Origin of the sequence: uncultured Limimaricola sp., assembly GCF_964022235.1 — a bacterium.
GTDB lineage: Bacteria > Pseudomonadota > Alphaproteobacteria > Rhodobacterales > Rhodobacteraceae > Limimaricola.
This window is the reverse complement of sequence record NZ_CAXHZL010000002.1, coordinates 414,350-431,974: the sequence shown is the minus strand read 5'-3', so window position 1 is coordinate 431,974 and position 17,625 is coordinate 414,350. Positions and strand designations below refer to the sequence as shown.

The 17,625-nt window shown below is 68.0% G+C and carries 10 protein-coding genes; all 10 read left to right on the top strand.

The window, feature by feature from the left end:
• The first annotated feature begins 8 nt into the window (after nucleotides 1-8).
• Entirely contained in the window at nucleotides 9-1,085 is a 1,077-nt protein-coding gene (locus AADJ02_RS04575) for a sugar ABC transporter permease (protein ID WP_341211799.1), read from the top strand.
• On the top strand, nucleotides 1,085-1,963 hold the full coding sequence (locus tag AADJ02_RS04570; RefSeq protein WP_341211798.1) for a carbohydrate ABC transporter permease: 879 nt from the start codon (nucleotides 1,085-1,087) through the stop codon (nucleotides 1,961-1,963). The genes AADJ02_RS04575 and AADJ02_RS04570 overlap by 1 nt, the downstream gene beginning before the upstream one ends.
• Nucleotides 1,964-1,988: 25 nt before the next feature.
• Nucleotides 1,989-2,975: a levansucrase gene (locus AADJ02_RS04565; RefSeq protein WP_341211797.1), complete on the top strand. Its 987-nt coding sequence runs from the start codon at nucleotides 1,989-1,991 to the stop codon at nucleotides 2,973-2,975.
• Between the two features lie 3 nt (nucleotides 2,976-2,978).
• Complete coding sequence (ugpC, locus tag AADJ02_RS04560; RefSeq protein WP_341211796.1) at nucleotides 2,979-4,046, top strand: sn-glycerol-3-phosphate ABC transporter ATP-binding protein UgpC; 1,068 nt, start codon at nucleotides 2,979-2,981, stop codon at nucleotides 4,044-4,046.
• An 839-nt stretch (nucleotides 4,047-4,885) separates the two neighbouring features.
• Entirely contained in the window at nucleotides 4,886-5,512 is a 627-nt protein-coding gene (locus tag AADJ02_RS04555; RefSeq protein WP_341211795.1) for a sugar transferase, read from the top strand.
• Between the two features lie 139 nt (nucleotides 5,513-5,651).
• Nucleotides 5,652-7,055: a hypothetical protein gene (locus AADJ02_RS04550; RefSeq protein WP_341211794.1), complete on the top strand. Its 1,404-nt coding sequence runs from the start codon at nucleotides 5,652-5,654 to the stop codon at nucleotides 7,053-7,055.
• Nucleotides 7,052-8,989, top strand: a complete 1,938-nt coding sequence (locus AADJ02_RS04545; protein ID WP_341211793.1) for a hypothetical protein — start codon at nucleotides 7,052-7,054, stop codon at nucleotides 8,987-8,989. Before AADJ02_RS04550 ends, AADJ02_RS04545 begins: the two co-directional genes overlap by 4 nt.
• A complete protein-coding gene (locus tag AADJ02_RS04540) occupies nucleotides 8,986-9,828 on the top strand; it encodes a glycosyltransferase (RefSeq protein WP_341211792.1) in 843 nt (280 codons plus the stop codon). The genes AADJ02_RS04545 and AADJ02_RS04540 overlap by 4 nt, the downstream gene beginning before the upstream one ends.
• Nucleotides 9,825-11,195 (top strand): oligosaccharide flippase family protein, encoded by a 1,371-nt coding sequence (locus AADJ02_RS04535; protein ID WP_341211791.1) that lies wholly within the window; start codon nucleotides 9,825-9,827, stop codon nucleotides 11,193-11,195. The genes AADJ02_RS04540 and AADJ02_RS04535 overlap by 4 nt, the downstream gene beginning before the upstream one ends.
• Nucleotides 11,196-11,287: 92 nt before the next feature.
• Nucleotides 11,288-17,620, top strand: a complete 6,333-nt coding sequence (locus AADJ02_RS04530; protein WP_341211790.1) for an SDR family NAD(P)-dependent oxidoreductase — start codon at nucleotides 11,288-11,290, stop codon at nucleotides 17,618-17,620.
• Nucleotides 17,621-17,625: the final 5 nt, after the last annotated feature.

The following is a 17,625-nucleotide window of genomic DNA, read 5'->3' as shown; positions in this document are numbered from 1 at the left end:
CCCCTGACATGTCCCGATCCAAGCTGACGCAGTCGAACCGCGCCGGCTGGGCGATGGCGATCCCCGGCTTCGGCCTGATCGCGACCTTCATCGTCTTGCCGTTCTTCTTCGCCATCGGCCTTTCATTCACCAACCAAAGGCTCATTTCGCCCAATCCGACCGAATGGGTGGGCTTCGACAACTACAGCCAGCTGATGGGCATGGGCGTGCTCACGCTCGAGCCCGAGCGCGACGACGCAGGCGCCGTGCTGCGCGACGAGGACGGCGGGATCGAATATCCGCGGCTGCGCAACTTCACCCGGAACAACCCCGACTATCCGCATCTCGACGGGATGCGCGAATGGAAGAGCATGCAGTGGGGCGACGTTCGGCTGGTGCTGCTGGCGCGCGACGTGGTGTTCATGACCGCCGTGGTCAACACGCTCAAATTCGTGATCGTCGTAGCCCCGTTGCAAGCGGCGCTGGCGCTCGGCCTCGCGCTTTTGATCAATCAGCGGCTCAGGGGCATCAACCTCTTTCGCATGATCTACTTCATGCCCGTGGTGGTTTCGATCGTCGTGGTCTCGCTGTTGTGGCGCTTCATCTACGACGGCAACGACGGGCTTCTGAACAACATGCTCTCGGGCCTGACCTTTGGGGCCTTCGAGCCGGTCGACTGGCTCGGCAATCCCGACACGGCCCTTCCGGCGATCATGGCGATGTCGATCTGGCAGGCGGTGGGCTTTCACATGGTGATCTGGCTCGCCGGTCTGCAAACGATCAGCCCGACGCTCTACGAGGCCGCCGAGATCGAAGGTGCGTCGCGCTGGCAGACCTTTCGATACGTGACATGGCCGGGCCTGCGGAACACCGCCGTGCTGATCCTGATCGTGATCACCATGCAGGCCTTCGCGCTGTTCGCGCAGATCGATGTGATGACCGGCGGCGGGCCGCTCGACAGCACCCAGACCATCGTCTTTCAGGCCGTCGAGCGTGGCTATGGCAAGCAAGACATCTCCGGTGGATCCACTATCTCGGTCGTCCTGTTCCTCATGGTCCTGACCATCTCGCTGATCCAGCGATACCTGACGCGGGAGAAGAGCTGATGGCCTTGATCGATCCCTCCAACCGCGGGCTGCGCCTCGCCATCCGCTATGTCGTGCTGAGCCTGATCGCGCTGATCTTCGTCTTCCCGCTGGTCTTCATGGTGGTCAGCTCGCTCAAGCCCGACCAGCAGCTACTGGCCGATACCGGCAGCCTGCGGGCCTTCCTGCCGGTGGGCGACATCAGCCTCGACAACTACGCCGCCGCGTTCAAGCGCGCGCCTGTCGGCCTCTTCGTGTTCAACTCGGTGCTGGTGACGGGGGTGACGGTGCTGCTGTCGCTTCTGGTCTGCTCGCTCGCGGCGTTCTCCTTCGTGTTCATGGAGTGGCGCGGGCAGGGGTTGGTGCTGTCGATCATCCTCGCCACGCTGATCGTGCCGTTCGAGACCATCGCGATTCCGCTTTTGCTCATCGTCAACCAATTGCCTTGGATCGGGCTCGACGGCTTCACCACAGGCTGGCTCAATTCCTATCAGGTGCAGATCCTGCCCTGGACCGCCGACGGGCTGACCATCTTTCTCTTCGTGCAGTATTTCCGCGACCTGCCGCGCGAATTGATCGAGGCGAGCCGCGTCGAGGGCGCAAGCTGGTGGATGATCTATCGCCGCATCGTCATGCCGCTGGCGGGGCCGGTGCTCGCAACCGCGGCGATCCTGAAGTTCCTCGTGATGTACAACCAGTACCTCTGGCCGCTGATGGTGGTGCAGGAGGAAACCTACCGCCCCGTCATGGTCGGCCTGCAGTACTTCTTCCAGCTCAACCGCGCCTGGGGCGAGATCATGGCCTATCTGACGATGATCACCCTGCCGGTGCTGCTCTTCTACATCGCGCTGCAACGCGCCTTCATTTCCTCGATCGCCTCGACCGGCGTGAAGGGCTGAGATCCTCTATTTCCAAGGACACGACATGACCCTCGCACTCGACGACAAATGGATCTGGGACAGCTGGTACGCCCATGACGGCCAGCGCTGGCACGGCTACTTCCTGCAGGCCGACAAGTCGCTCGGCGATCCCGACCTGCGCCACTTCAACGTGTCCCAGGGCCACGCCGTCTCGGACGATCTGATCAACTGGGAGCACAAGGGCACCTGCCTCAAGCCCGCGCCTAAGCCTGCCTGGGACGACACCACCACCTGGACCGGCTCGGTGATCGAGGGGCCGGATGGGATCTGGCACCTGTTCTACACAGGGGGCGGTTCGGCCGAGAAGGGACTCTACCAGCGCATCGGTCATGCCACTTCGACCGACATGCATTCATGGGAGCGGGTCGGCTCGGGGCTTTGTCTCGACCTCAAGGGGCCGAACGCCGAGGCCTATGAGGCCGAGATGCAGCACGGCTTCTGGCCCGACCGCGCGATGCGCGATCCCTTCGTGATGAAGGACCCCGAGGGTGACGGCTACCTCATGTACTTTACCGCTCGCGCGCCCGGCATCGCCGAGGCCAATGCGGGCGGTGCGATCGGCTTTGCCACCTCGCCCGACCTTTATGAGTGGACCCTGCAGCGGCCAGTATTCGTGGGTGACTATGGTCAGCTCGAAGTACCGCAGATCTTCAAGGTGGGCTCTAGGTATTACTGCCTGTTCTGCACCGCCGACATCCATTGGTCAGAGACGCGCAAGGCCAAGGCGGGCACGGCACCGGTGACCGGCAACCACTACCTCACGGCAGACAACGTGCGGGGTCCATGGACCGTGGCGCCGGGCTTTCTCGACGGTGACACGCCTTGCTACCGCTACGCGGCACGAGTGCTCGAGACGAACCAGGGCCTCGTCATCATGGGCTTTGCCGATGGCGGCAAGGACAGGTTCGGCGGCTATGTGATGAACCCGGTGCCGCTCAAGCTCGACGACGACGGACTGCTCTACATCGAGCCCAGCGACAGGGGGAAATAGGACATGGCGACGGTCAGGCTGAAGGATATCCGCAAGCGCTACGGCGCGACGGAGGTGATCAAGGGCGTGGACATCGACATCGAGGATGGCGAGTTCGTCGTCTTCGTCGGCCCCTCGGGCTGCGGCAAATCCACGCTTCTGCGCATGATCGCGGGGCTGGAGACGATATCGGGCGGAGCGCTCGAAATCGGCGGCCGCGTCGTGAACGAGGTCCAGCCCAAGGAGCGGGGCATCGCCATGGTGTTCCAGTCCTACGCGATCTTCCCGCACATGACGGTGCGCGAGAACATCGGCTTCGGTCTGACCGTCGCGAAGGCCTCCAAGGCCGAGAAGGAGGCCGCGGTGGCCGAGGCCGCGCGTATCCTGCAGATGGAGCATCTGCTTGATCGGCGTCCGTCCCAGCTTTCGGGCGGCCAGCGCCAGCGCGTCGCCATCGGGCGGGCCATCACCCGCAAGCCGGAGGTGTTCCTGTTCGACGAGCCGCTGTCGAACCTTGATGCGGCCCTGCGCATGGACATGCGGATGGAGATCGGGCGGCTCCACAAGGAGCTGAAGACCACGATGATCTACGTCACCCATGATCAGGTCGAGGCGATGACGCTGGCCGACAAGATCGTGGTGCTGAAGGACGGCGAGGTGCAGCAGATCGGTGCGCCGATGGATCTCTATCATCATCCCGCGAACCTCTTCGTCGCCAAGTTCCTTGGCGCGCCGTCGATGAACCTGATCGACGTCGAGGTGACCGAAGTAGGGGAGGGCAGCGCCGTGGTGGCGAACCCGGCTCTCGACCCGATCCGCCTGCCGTGCCGGCTCGACGGTGTGCGTGCGGGCGAAAAGCTGACGCTGGGCCTCCGGCCACAGTATCTGCATCCCTCGCTCGATCCATCTGAGGGCAGGCTGCATGGCAAGGTGAAGCTGACCGAGCGGCTCGGCTCCGAGACGGTGGTCGATCTCGAGTTGACCGACGGCTCACCGTTGATCGCGACGCTGTCGCAGGATGCGGTGTTCGAAAGAGGCCGCGAGGTCTCACTCACCTTCGCGCCCGAGCAGACGCACCTGTTCCGCGCCTGATCCCGGTCAGGGCCCGATCCAAGGGGCGTCCCGCCAAGGCGGAGTGCCCCTTTTGCGTGGCGGCAGTTGCTGATGCCCGCCTTGTCGGAAGCCCTGGACCCGGCGCATCGATCCGTCTTCGGCACCGCGAGGGGGGGTTGGTGAAGCAGTCCCATGCAGGGATCTGCGCCTACGCGAATGTCCTTCGGCACTGCCGGTGTCACCGCATGAAACATGGCCGTCTATTCGTCCCGGCGAATCACGAATGCCCACCATGGCTACCCGCCTTCTCAACAATTCCCAAGGGCGCTTTGATATTGTTGCCGAATTGAAGGGCCTCAACGACCTGAACCGGGCGTGGCCGTCGTGATGCCGCCGCTCGGCCGCATCCCCGCCTTCAAATTGTCCGTATCGGCATCGCCGCGTGGCGCATTGGGATGCCAAACCATGTCTTAGGGATATGTGCGGTTTCTCAAGCGTCGCCAGTACGGCGCTACCGAAGGCACCGTTGCCGTAAGGTGCACAATTTTGCGAAATTGCTGCACATGATCGTGACTGACCACCGTGTCGGCTGAAGCCGGAATTGGGCAGTAATGCGGCATTTTCTGGAATACTGGGGAACCGCGTATGGCCGGTCACGCTTTGACCGGGATGGTGCGGTGTTTAAATTTGTCCTCAGGCGAAGTGCTCGGGATCGGCCCGGATCGATCGCCACGGTGACCGCGAGGTGCGGCAGGGACGGAAATTCGATGATGAGGACTATGGCAATCGACAGCAGAGTTAGCGACCGCCCGGATGAAGCACTTCGTCCCGTGATGCTGGCGCGAGGCGCCGTGGCTAGTGCGCCTATGGGCCGAAGCATGTCGGCGATCCACTGGGACGGGTTTTATCGCCGTCGGGCCAAGCGCGGCGTCGATCTCCTGTTCACCTCGATAGTAATTCTTCCGGTGGCACTCGTCGTGCTGATGATCGCCCTGGTGGTCGCCTTCGAAGGTGGCCGCCCTTTCTATTCGCAGCGGCGGGTGGGCTTGGGGGGCCGCAGCTTCACCATGTTCAAGATCCGGACCATGGTACTCAACGCCGATGCCGTGCTTGAGCGCCACCTGGCTGCGAACCCGGCCGATCGCATTGAGTGGGACCATCATCAGAAGCTTCGCCGAGACCCGCGGATCACCCGTATCGGCCGCTTCTTGCGCCGCAGCTCGCTCGATGAATTGCCTCAGTTTTTCAACGTGCTGCTTGGAGATATGACACTTGTGGGGCCGCGGCCATTCATGCCCTCGCAACAAGACCAGTATCCCGGCACCGAGTACTACGCGATGCGGCCTGGGATCACCGGATTTTGGCAGACCTCGGTCCGCAACGAGGCGAGCTTCGTGCAACGCGCCGCCTATGACCGCAGCTATTATCACGCGCTGTCGCCGCTGACCGACCTGCAGGTGATTGGCCGGACTCTGCAAGTGGTGATGCGCGGCACCGGGGTCTGACCTCAAAGTCACAGCCCTCCCTTGCCCGGTCCCTGTGACCGAGGGTATCGGATGGATGCCGGACCCTTGCCATCCGGTTGCCATCGCCGCGCCCTCGTGATGCGGCAGAGCGGTAGGCGAAACGCTGAACAGGGCCCACATGCCGAACGCTGTCGCCTCGATCGCCCTGCTGGTCTGGCCTTTGGTCACACTCCTGCTGTTCAAGCGGTTGAGCCCAGGGCGCGCGCTTCTGGCCAGCATGATGGCAGGCTACCTGCTGCTGCCGCCTATGCCCGCGGAATTCGACCCGCCGCTTCTGCCTTCGCTCAATAAGGACACGATCCCGAGCCTGTCGGTGCTGGTCGTGGCCTTGATGCTGGGCCGCGTCCGCCTGTCAGAGCTGGTGCCGCGCCATCCCTTGATGCGGATCGCGCTGGCGGCGTTCGTGCTGTCGCCGCTGATGACGGTGCTCGGCAACGACGACGCGCTGCGCTACGGGCCAAGGCTGCTGCCAGCGCTGCGGCTCGCCGAGGTGCCGGGGCTGGTGCTTTTACAATTCTTGCTCGTGGTGCCCTTCCTGCTCGCACGGGTGTTCCTGCGCGAGGTCCGCGACCACCGGCTCCTGCTCTGGGCGATGGTTCTGGGCGCGTTGGCCTACACCTTGCCGATCCTGATCGAGGTCCGGCTCAGCCCGCAGATCAACATCTGGGTCTATGGCTATTTCCAGCACAGTTTCAGCCAGATGGTGCGCGGCGATGGCTTCCGGCCCATCGTGTTTCTTTACCACGGGCTCTGGGTCGCGATCTTAGTGGCGATGGCCGTGCTCGCCGCGACGGGTCTGGCGCGGCAGGCGCGCGGCCGCGAGGCGGTCGGGCTCTGGGCCGTGACGGCGGGGCTCGGCGTCCTTCTGGTCCTCTGCAAGTCATTGGCGGCCCTGCTTTATGCCGTGGTGCTGGTGCCGGTGCTGGCTCTTGCGCCCCGCAGGCTTCAGCTCTTTGGCGCCGCCGCGATGGCGGTGCTGGCGCTGGGCTATCCGCTGCTCAAGGGCGCGGAGCTGGTGCCGCAGCAGGCCATCCTCGCTTGGGCCGAGAGCGTCGATCCCGACCGGGCGCAGTCAATGGGGTTTCGGTTCGACAACGAGGACGTGCTGCTCGAGCGGGTCGGGGAGCGTCCGGTCTTCGGCTGGGGTATCTGGGGCCGTAATCAGATCTACGATGCGCAGAGCGGGCGCGAGCTGACGGTCACCGATGGGCGCTGGCTGGTGGTGATCGGCACCTTCGGTTGGGTCGGTTTTCTGGCCGAGTTCGGCCTGCTCGCCTTTCCAGTGCTGTTGCTCTGGGCGCGGTCGGGGCGGGTGCCACCGGACCCTGCCAGCATCACCTTGGCGGTGATCCTCGGGGTGAACCTCTTCGATCTGCTGCCCAACGCGACGCTGACGCCGCTGACTTTCCTCGGGGCGGGGGCGGTGCTGGGGCTGACCGAGGCGGTCGCCGCGCGGGGGTATCGATCCCCTGCGTCCGCTCCGCCGATCTCCGGCCCGGCCCCGATCCGGACGGTGTTGTGAGGCGCGCGGCTCTGCCTTGGGGCCTGCGCCGCGTCGGTCTGGCGCTGGTACTTACGTTCATGTCGGTCGGTGTACCTCCGGTCATGGCCGCGCCAGTGCTGGGAATGAACCTTGCCGGGATCTCCGACTGGTCGACCGAGCAGCCGTTTCTCGATCTGATGAAGACCTCGCGCCCGTGGATCGGGCATCTGCCCGGTCGCTGGGGCGGGGTCGAGGCCGAGGCGCTGAGGGCCGAGGGACATGTCGATGCGGGCGGGCATCTCCTGTCGATCCCCGAAGGCGTCGAGCGCGTCGGCACGTTGATCCTGACCGACCAGCCCGAAGCCGCGACCTCGCTGGCCGGGCGCTACGTGCTGCGCCACGCCGGGCGGGGCGAGGTCTCGGTCGGCGGGCGCGGGCAGGAGGTATCGCGCGCACCGGGCGAGATCGTCTTCGACTATGCCCCCGGACCCGGGCCGGTGGAGATCGACGTCACCGCGATCGATCCCGCCGATCCGCTGCGCGACATCACCGTGGTACGCGAGGACCGGCTGTCTCATGCCGCGGCGGGGGCGCTGTTCAACCCCGACTGGCTCGCGCGGATCTCAAGCCTGCGGCTGCTGCGCTTCATGGACTGGATGGAGACCAATGGCTCCGACGCGGCACATTGGGCCAAGAGGCCGCGCGAGGGCGATCAACGCTGGACCGAAGGCGTGCCCGCCGAAGTGCTGGCCCGGCTCTCCAACGAGATCGGTGCCGATCCTTGGGTGACGCTGCCGCATCTGGCCGACGACGCCTATGTGCGCGGCTTTGCCACGCTGATGCGGGACGCGCTCGATCCCCGGCTCAAGATCCATGCGGAGTGGTCCAACGAAGTCTGGAACTTCGGCTTCAGGCAAGCGCGCTGGGCCGAGACGCAAGCCCGCACGCTCTGGGGCGAGGCGGCACCAAGGGGTGCCTGGATGCAGTTCGCCGGGCTGCGCGCGGCGCAGGTGGCCGACATCTGGGCCAACGCCTTTGGCGCGCAGGCCGAGGCGCGGCTTGTGCGGGTGATCGGCGTGCAAACCGGCTGGCCCGGTCTCGAGACCGCCGCCTTAGAGGCGCCGCTTGCCGTGGCGCAGGGTGCACGGCCTCCGGCCCAGAGCTTCGATGCCTATGCCGTGACCGGCTATGTCGGGCACGATCTGGCAAGCGACGACAATCTGGACGCGCTGCGCGATGACATCGTGCGGGGCCGCGCGCAGGATCGGGCGATCGAGACGCTGCGCGCCGATGCCGACGAACTGGTCGGACGGTTCTGGCCGCACCATGCGCAGGTCGCGGCCCGGCATGGGCTGCGGCTGGTGATGTACGAGGGCGGGCCGCATATGGTCGCGGGAGAAGCGGGGCGCGACGACGAAGCGATCACCGCGTTTCTGAGCGAGATGTCGCACGCGCCGCAGGTCGCGGAGCTGATCGAGACGCTGTTCGACGACTGGGCCGAGGTCGGTGGCACGCAGGCCACCGCCTATCTCGACATCGCCGCCCCCTCGCGCTGGGGCAGCTGGGGCGCGCTGCGTCATCTCGATGACGCCACGCCGCGCTGGGACGCCCTGATGCACTACAACGAAACCGGGCCCGATTGGGAAAGCCGCGCGCCGGGCAGCTTCGACGACGGGGTGACACTCATCGGTGGCGAGGCCGCCGAGAGGCTGGTGGGCACACCCGAGGAGGATCTGCTATTAGGCGGTGCCGGAGACGACGAGATCCACGCAGGCCCCGGCGACAGGGTCGACGGCGGGCCGGGCTTTGACCGCGCGGTGTTGCCGGAGGCGCTGCGCGATATGGCAATCTCGCGTCAGGGCGATCGTCTCTCCATCGGCACGGGGGGCGCGCGGCTGCTTCTGGCCGGTATCGAGGAGATCGCCTATGGCCGCGACGACGAGGCCACGATCATGACGGAGACGCTGCGATGACCGGGCCTAGGCCGATGGAGATCCTGATCCCCGCCAGCAACGAGGCCGGGTTGATCGACAGCTGCCTCGTGGCGCTGCTTGCAGCAACGCCGCCCGAGAGCGGCGCGGTCGGCGTCACCGTCATCGCAAACGGCTGTCACGACGCCACCGCCGCGCGTGCCTGTGCCTTTCGCGATGCCTTCGCGCATAAGGGCTGGGTGCTGCGGGTGATCGAGCTTGCGCAGGGCTCCAAGATCGCGGCGCTCAACATAGGCGAGGCGGATCTGCCGCCCGAGGCGATCCGGGTCTATCTCGACGCCGACGTCACCGTATCGCCGCGCCTGCTCATAAGGCTGCACGCCGCGCTCGATGCGGCCGTGCCGCTTTACGCCAGCGGTCGACCCCGCATCACCGGGCAGGGCGGCGTCGCGCGGGCCTATGCGCGGCTCTGGGCGCGGCTGCCCTTCATGTCCCACGGCGTGCCGGGCTGCGGCATCTTTGCGGTGAACCCGGCGGGCCGCGCGCGTTGGGGCCGGTTTCCCGATCTCATCTCCGACGACGGTTTCGTGCGTCTGCACTTCGCCCCGCAGGAACGGATCGCAGTGCCCGAGCCCTATGACTGGCCGGTGGCCGAGGGGCTCGGGGCGCTGGTGCGGGTGCGCGGGCGGCAGGACGCGGGCATGCGCGAGCTTGCGCGCCTGCACCCCGAGCTGCTGGCGCGCGAGGACAAACCCCCCTTGGGCGCGCGCGGAGCCGCCCGGCTGGCGCTGCGCGACCCGCTGGGCTTCGCGGTCTACGGGGCCGTGGCGCTGGGCGTGCGGATGAAGCCTGCCCCGGATGGATGGAGCCGCGGAAGATGACGGCGGCGTTGATGGGGCGGTTGCGGTCGGAGGGCATCGGCGGTCGGGCGTTGCGCTCGGCCGGGATCATGATCGCGGGCTTCGGTGCGAGCCAACTGCTGCGGCTTGGCTCGAACCTGCTGCTCACGCGGCTGCTGTTTCCCGAGGCCTTCGGCGTCATGGCGATCGTCATGGTCGTGATGATGGGCCTCGGCATGTTTTCCGACGTGGGCATCACCCCTGCCATCATGCAAAGCCGGCGGGGCGACGATCCGGCCTTTCTCGACACCGCCTGGACGATCCAGATCGGACGCGGCTTCGGCCTGTGGCTGGTGGCGCTGGCGCTCGCGGGCCCGGCTGCGGTCTGGTACGACGAGCCGATGCTGGCGCAATACCTGTCGGTGGCGGCGTTCTCGCTGGTTCTCAACGGCTTCAACCCTACTCGGCTCGAGACGGCGCACCGGCATCTGCGCGCGGGCCGGGTTACGCTGATCGAGCTGGGTACGCAGAGCACGCAGTTGGTCTTCGGTCTGGCGCTGGCCTGGGCCTGGGGTTCGATCTGGGCGCTGGTGGTCTCGGGTCTGCTGGGGGCGCTGGCGCAGCTCGTCTATCTCAACCTGTTCCTGCCGGGGCATCGCAACCGGCTGCGGTTCGAGGCTGAGGCGGCGCGCGAGCTGGTGCGGTTCGGCAAATGGATCTTTCTGTCCACGGTCGCGGGCTTTGCCGCGGGCCAGAGCGACCGGCTGCTCATTGGCGGCTATCTGTCGCTGTCGGATTTCGGCGTCTACAACATCGGCCTGTTCCTCGCGACCTTTCCGGTGATGCTCGGACAGATGGTGACACGCCGGATGCTGATCCCGGTCTACCGCGAAAGCCCGCCATCTCAGAGCCACGCCAACTTCACCCGGCTGCGACGGCTGCGGGTGCTGGCCACCTCGGGGCTTCTGGCAGCGACGGCGCTGCTGGGGCTGTTGGGCAACTGGTTCATCGACATCATGTATGACGGTCGCTACGCGGCGGCAGGCAGCGTGGTGGTGCTGGTCTCGGTGCTGCAGATCCCGGTGCTGATCGGCGTGACCTACGATCAGGCCGTGCTGGCCTCGGGGCGCTCGCGCAACTTCTTCGCGCTGCAGGCGACGCGGGCGGTTCTCACGGTGGCGGGGCTTGCGCTTGGCCTCGCTTGGGGCGGGTTGCCGGGCGGGCTCATCGGGCAGGGCGTCGCACATCTTCTGGCCTATCCTGTTCTGATCTGGGTTGCGCGCCGCGAACAGGCTTGGGACCCATTGCACGATCTCGTGTTCGGGGGGGTGGGCCTCCTTGTCACGGCTATCTGTCTGGCTATCAACTGGCCTGCACTGACGACGCTCGGGGCCATCGGTCCGGGGTGATCGCGTCGCGGGGCGGTCGGAGAAGGGCCGGAAAACCGCCGCATTCCCCGATCAGTCTGCAGAGCGGTGCAAGGCAGGCGGGAGCGCGCGTCATGACGGGGTCGAGTGAGCTGGGAGCGGGCGATATCGCCATTGTCGGCATGGCGGTGGACCTGCCCGGCGCGCCCTCACTGGACGCCTTCTGGGACATGCTGTCCGAAGGGCGCACGGCGATCCGCCGGCTGACGCCCGAGGAGCTGGAAAAGGCCGGTGTGCCCGCCGATCTGAGCCGACAGCCCGATTACGTGCCGTTCGGCGCGCCTCTCGAGGATCACGACCTGTTCGACGCGGGGTTCTTCGGTCTGACGCCCAAGGAAGCGGCGATCATGGACCCCCAGCACCGCCGTTTCATCCGCACCGCCTGGGGCGCGTTTGAGAACGCGGGCCACGTGCCCGAACGCTTTGACGGTGCCATCGGCGTCTATGCCGGGTGCGGGCCCAACGACTACTACATGCGCAACCTGATGGGGAACGCCGCGCTCGTGGAGAGCACTGGTGCCTTCCTGCTGCGCCACACCGGCAACGACAAGGATTTCCTCGCCACGAGGTTGAGCCACATGCTCAACCTCACCGGCCCCGCGATCTCGGTGCAAACCGCCTGTTCGACTTCTCTCGTGGCGGTGCACATGGCGGTGCAGGCGCTTCTGACCGGCGAATGCGACATGGCGCTCGCCGGCGGCTCCACCATCGAGCAGCCGCAGGGGCAGGGCTACCTGTATCGCGAGGGCGAGATCCTCGCGCGAGACGGCATGTGCCGCGCCTTCGATCACCGCGCCGGTGGCACGGTGTTCGGATCGGGTGCCGCCGCGGTGGTGCTGCGGCGGCTCGAAGACGCGCTGACCGCGGGCGACCATATCTGGGCGGTGATCCGCGGCACCGCGATCAACAACGATGGTGCGCGCAAGGCGAGCTACCTCGCGCCTTCGGTCGAAGGGCAGGCAGCGGCGGTGGCCTCGGCGCTGCGCATGGCCGGGGTCGGGGCCGAGAGCCTTGGTTTCGTCGAATGTCACGGCACCGGCACCGCGCTGGGCGACCCGATCGAGGTCGCGGCGCTGACCCGCGCCTTCCGCGAGACGACGCAGGCCCAAGGTTTCTGCCGGATCGGCTCGGTCAAGGCCGGCATCGGCCATACCGACACCGCCGCGGGGGCCGCCTCGTTGGTCAAGGCCGCGCTGGCGCTGCACTACCGCACGATCCCCGGCACGCCCGGCTTCGAGGCGCCGAATCCCGCGATCGCGCTTGCGGGATCGCCCTTCGAGGTGGCCGCGACCACGGCGCCTTGGGCGCGTGGCGCAGCGCCACGCCGCGCCGGGGTGAATTCGCTCGGTGTCGGCGGCACCAACGCCCATGCGGTGCTCGAAGAGGCTCCCGCGCGCGGGCCCGCCGCCGAGGCCGACTGGCCGTGCGAGTTGATCCGGGTGTCAGGGCGGACTCGCGCGGCGCTCGACGCCACCGCCGCCGGGCTCGCCGCCTATCTGCGGGCGCACCCGCAGGTGCCGCTGGCCGACATCGCCCACACGCTGGCGCAGGGCCGCCGCGCGCAGCCGCATCGCCGGGTGCTTCTGGCCGAGAGCCATGCGGAAGCCGCCGATCTGCTGGACGGGCACGACCCGCGCCGTGCCGCGACGCTCAAGGCCCAAGCCGATCCGGAGGTGGTGTTCCTGTTTCCGGGCGGTGGCGCGCAGCAGCCCGGCATGGGGCGCGATCTCTACGAGACCGAGCCGGTGTTCCGCGACTGGATCGACCACGGCTTTGCCGCGATGGGGGCGGCGGGAGACGCGCTGCGGGCGCTGTGGGATCCGGCTCCGGGGAACGAGGCCGAAGCCGCGGCCGAGCTGCGCCGGCCCTCGCTGCAATTGCCGCTGCTGTTGATCGTCGAACACGCGCTGGCGCAACTCTGGATCGGCTGGGGCGTGCGGCCTGCGCGGCTGATCGGGCATTCGATGGGCGAAAATACCGCCGCCGTCCTGTCGGGGATCATGTCCTTCGAGGACGGGCTGGCGCTGGTGCGGCTGCGCGGCGCGCTGTTCGAGGAAACCGACCCCGGCGCGATGCTGTCGGTGGCGCTGTCCGCCGACGCGCTGCGTGCCGAACTGGGGCCCGATCTCGACCTCGCCGCGATCAACGCGCCGGCGCTGTGCGTGGCCTCCGGGCCGGTAGAGGCGATCGAGGCGCTATCGGCGCGGCTCACCGCGCGCGGCATCGACAGCCGCCGCATTCCAATTGAGGTGGCCGCGCACAGCCGCCTGCTCGAGCCAATCCTGCCGCGCTTTCTGGTGCATCTGCAGAGCATGCGCCTGTCGCCGCCGCAGATTCCCGTCATCTCCAATCGCACGGGCCGCGCGCTCACCGCCGCCGAAGCCACCGATCCGGCCTATTGGGCCGGGCATCTGCGCCAGACCGTCGATTTCGACGGGGCGTTGCACGGGCTTGGCACGGGCGCGCGGATTTTCGTGGAAATCGGGCCGGGCACCAGCCTCGGCTCCTTTGCCACGCAGCAGCCCGGCATCGGGCCGGGCCGTACGCTGGCCGGTCTGCGCCCCGAGTCCGAGCCTGGCGGCGACGACCGTCACATGCTCATGGCGCTGGGGCGGTTCTGGGCCATGGGGGGACGCTTCGACGAGGCGCAGCTTTCGGGCTTGGGTCGTCGCAAGGTGCCATTGCCGGGAACCGTCTTCGACGAATCACGCCATTTCATCGCCCCCACCGCGGCCCGCGCCACAGCCCCGGTCGCCCCCGATCTGCCGGCGCGCGAAGAGGATATCGCGCGCTGGGCTTGGCGGCCCGACTGGTCGCGCCGTTACCCCGAGGGGGACTTCGAGGCCGGTGGCGATTTGGCGGCGCGGCAGGCAGGAAGCTGGCTCGTGTTCTGCGATGCGACCGGACTTGGCACGGCGCTGGTGGCCCGCCTGCGCGCAGCGGGTCACGCGGTGGCCACGGTGACGCCGGGCGCGCGCGAGGCGCAGACCGGCCCGGCGGACTGGGTCATTCGGACCGACGCGGGCGAAGACGCCTATGGCTGGCTGCTGGCGCAGCTGGCCGAGGCGGATCTGCTGCCCGAACGTGCGGTGCATCTGTGGACCGTGACCGGCGCCGCGCGCGATAACGCTGTTCTGCATCTGCAGAACATGCAGGATCGCGGCTATCACAGCCTGACGCATCTGGCGCGCGGCTGGCACGCGGCGCAGGGCGACCGGGCGCTGCGTCTTCTGGTGGTGAGCAGCGACGCCTATGCGGCGCGTCCGCAGGACCGACCCGATCCGGCCAAGGCGACGCTCGACGGACCGGCAACGGTGATCCCGCGCGAATTGCCCGGGCTCGGTCTGTCGCGGCTCGACCTTGCCACGCCACGCCGGGGCGAGCGCGCGGCACAGGTCGAGGCGGTGCTGGAGGAGGCCTTCTCGCCGCCCGATCCTGCGCCCGTAGCTTGGCGTGGCGGGGTGCGGCGACGCCGCGGCGTGCAGCGCGCGCAACTCCCCGAGACGCCCGACCTGCCGCTGCGCCGAGGCGGCGCGGTCCTGATCACCGGCGGTTTGGGCGGCATCGGCCTGACGCTGGCCGAAACCCTGATCCGCGAATGGGGGGCCCCGATCGCGCTGGTTTCGCGCCGCCACCTGCCGCCCCGTGCCGAATGGCCGGGTCTTGTCGCGGCTGGCGGCAGCGACGGGAATTTGCTTTTGCTGCGTGCGTTGTTGCGGCTCGACGCCTTGGGCGGACGGGTCGAGGTGCTGCGCGCCGATGTGACCAATCCCGACCAGATGCGCGATGCCGTCGCTGCGGCAGAAGCCGATCTCGGCCCACTCAGCGGCGTGATCCACGCAGCGGGCCTGCTCGATGACGCGCCGGTGCTGGGTCGCGATCCGGAGGCGGCAGAGGCCGTGATCGCGCCCAAGCTGCAGGGCCTCATGGTGCTCGACGCTCTGTTTGCCGACGGTCGGCTCGACTGGATGGCGCTGTGCGGGTCGAGCTCGGGCTGGACCACGCCTGCGGGTCAGGCCGACTACGTCGCTGCCAACGCGGCACTCGACGCCTATGCGCAGTCGCGCAAGGGCGGGGCCACGCGGGTGGTGGCGATCGACTGGGGTATCTGGGCGGACACCGGCATGGCGGCCGATGCGGATCGGGGCGCGGTCGACGAGGCGGAGGTCACCACGGGCATCGAAGTGTCGCTGCCGATGTTCGATCGATGCTCCGAAGGAGGCGAGACAGGCGAGGAGACGGTGTTCAGTGCCCACTGGACACCGGCCGCGCACTGGTTTCTGGACCAGCACCGCACGCGGGCGGGCGACGCGCTGCTGCCCGGCACCGGCTATGTCGAGATGATGGCCGAGATCGCCGGGCCGGAGGGCTTCGTGCCCTTCACGCTGCACGATCTGCGCTTTCTAGCCCCGCTGCACACCCCCGATGACGGCACGACCCGCGTGCGGGCGCGGCTGATCCCCGGGATGGCTCATGGCGCAGCTCCCAGGCTGGTCGAGATCGAGGCCGCGCCGCCGGGCGCTGCCTTCGGCCCGGTCGCCACCTGCCGCCTCGGCTCTGCCCCTCCCGCAGTGGCAGCGATCGATCCGCAGGAGATCGCGGCCCGGTTGCCGGCGCCTGCGCCGCTGGTATTGCCGCAGGGCGCGCATCTCGATTTCGGCGCGCAGTGGCAGGTCATCGGCGAAAGCCGGCAGGGCGCGAGCGAGGGTCTGGCCCGGCTGCGCCTGCCGTCCGGCGCGCAGGGCGGCCTCGCGCTGCATCCCGGCCTGCTCGACATGGCAACCGGCTGGGCGATTGGTCTGATCGAGGGCTACGATCCGGGTCTCATGTGGGTGCCCGCGGGCTATACGGAGCTGCGGATCCACGCGCCCTTGCCGTCCGAAATATTGAGCCGCGCGCGTTTGGCGCGACAGCAGGAGGGAGCTGCGTGGTTCGATCTCGTACTCTGCACGCTCGAGGGGCAGGTCTGCGTCGAAGTGTTGAGCTTCGAGCTGCGCCGCTTGCCGCAGGGCATGGACCTTGTCGCGAGCAGCGGCGCTGCCGCGCCGGAGGACACGGCCGCCACGGCGCAGCGGGCATTGATGCGCGAAGCGCGTCGCCACGGCATTCGGCCTGTCGAAGGCGGTGCCGCTTTCCTCACGGCGATGGGTGCAGGCCTGCCGCAGATCGCGATGACCGCGCAGCCGCTGCCCGCGCTGATCGCCGCCGCCGCGGCGATCCGCCCCGCTGCGCCGGTGGAGGCGGTGCCCGCGCCGCTCGCCGAAGGCTTCGAGACCAAGACCGAAGCTTGGCTCGCCGGGCAATGGGCTGCGCTGCTCGGGGTCGAAGATGTGGGGCCGGACGACAGCTTCTTTGACCTCGGGGGGCATTCGCTGATCGCGGTGCGGCTTTTCGCGGCGATCCGCCGCGAAACCGGCACGTCGCTACCGATCTCGGCACTGTTCGAGGCACCGACGATCCGCAGCCTCGCGGCTCGACTGGACGCAGGCACGCGGGCGGCGACACCCGCGCCGGAGACCGGGTCCGAGGCAAATGCAGTTCAGCTGCGCCCCATTGGCGGCGAGGCCGCGCATCTCGTACCCTTGAACCCGAACGGAGACGGGACGCCGCTCTTCATCGCGGCGGGCATGTTCGGCAACGTCATGAACCTGCGCCATCTCGCCCAGCATCTGGGCGACGCGCGCCCGGTATGGGGGCTGCAGGCGCGCGGGCTGGCTGGCGACGTGGCTCCGCATCAAAGCTTCGAGGAGGCCGCGCGGGATTATCTGGACGAGATGCGACGCGTGCATCCGGGCGGACCATGGATGCTTGCAGGGTATTCGGGCGGTGGCCTGATCGCGCTTGAGATGGCGCGGCAACTGACGCGTGCCGATGAGCAGGTGACGGCGCTGATGCTGCTCGACACGCCCTTGCCGGTGCGACCGCCGCTGAGCCGACGCGACCGGCTGGCGATTCAGGCGATCGAGTTGCGCCGGGCCGGGCCAAGTTATCCGCTGCGCTGGTTCAAGAAGCGGCTGCGCTGGGAGATTGACCGCCGCCGCTATGGCCGCGCCGCGGCGCAGCCGACTGCGAACCCGGTGGACGTCGTGATCGAATCCGCCTTCTACACGGCCTCCGCCGCCTATGAGCTACGGCGTTGGCCGGGGCCCATGACGCTGTTCCGCCCCCCGATCGAAGGGCGTTGGCATCTTGCGGGTCGGCGGCTTGTGAACGAGGATCGGCAATACGTTCTCGAAGACAACGGCTGGCGCGCTTGGGCACCGGCTCTGGAGGTGGTCGAAGTGCCGGGCGATCACGACAGCATGGTGCTGGACCCCAATGCCAAGGCCCTCGCGGCACGGATGCGGGCCCGGATCGAGGCGCTCGAGACCGAGGCCCGGGCTTCTGAACGTCATGCCGCGGAGTAGACACG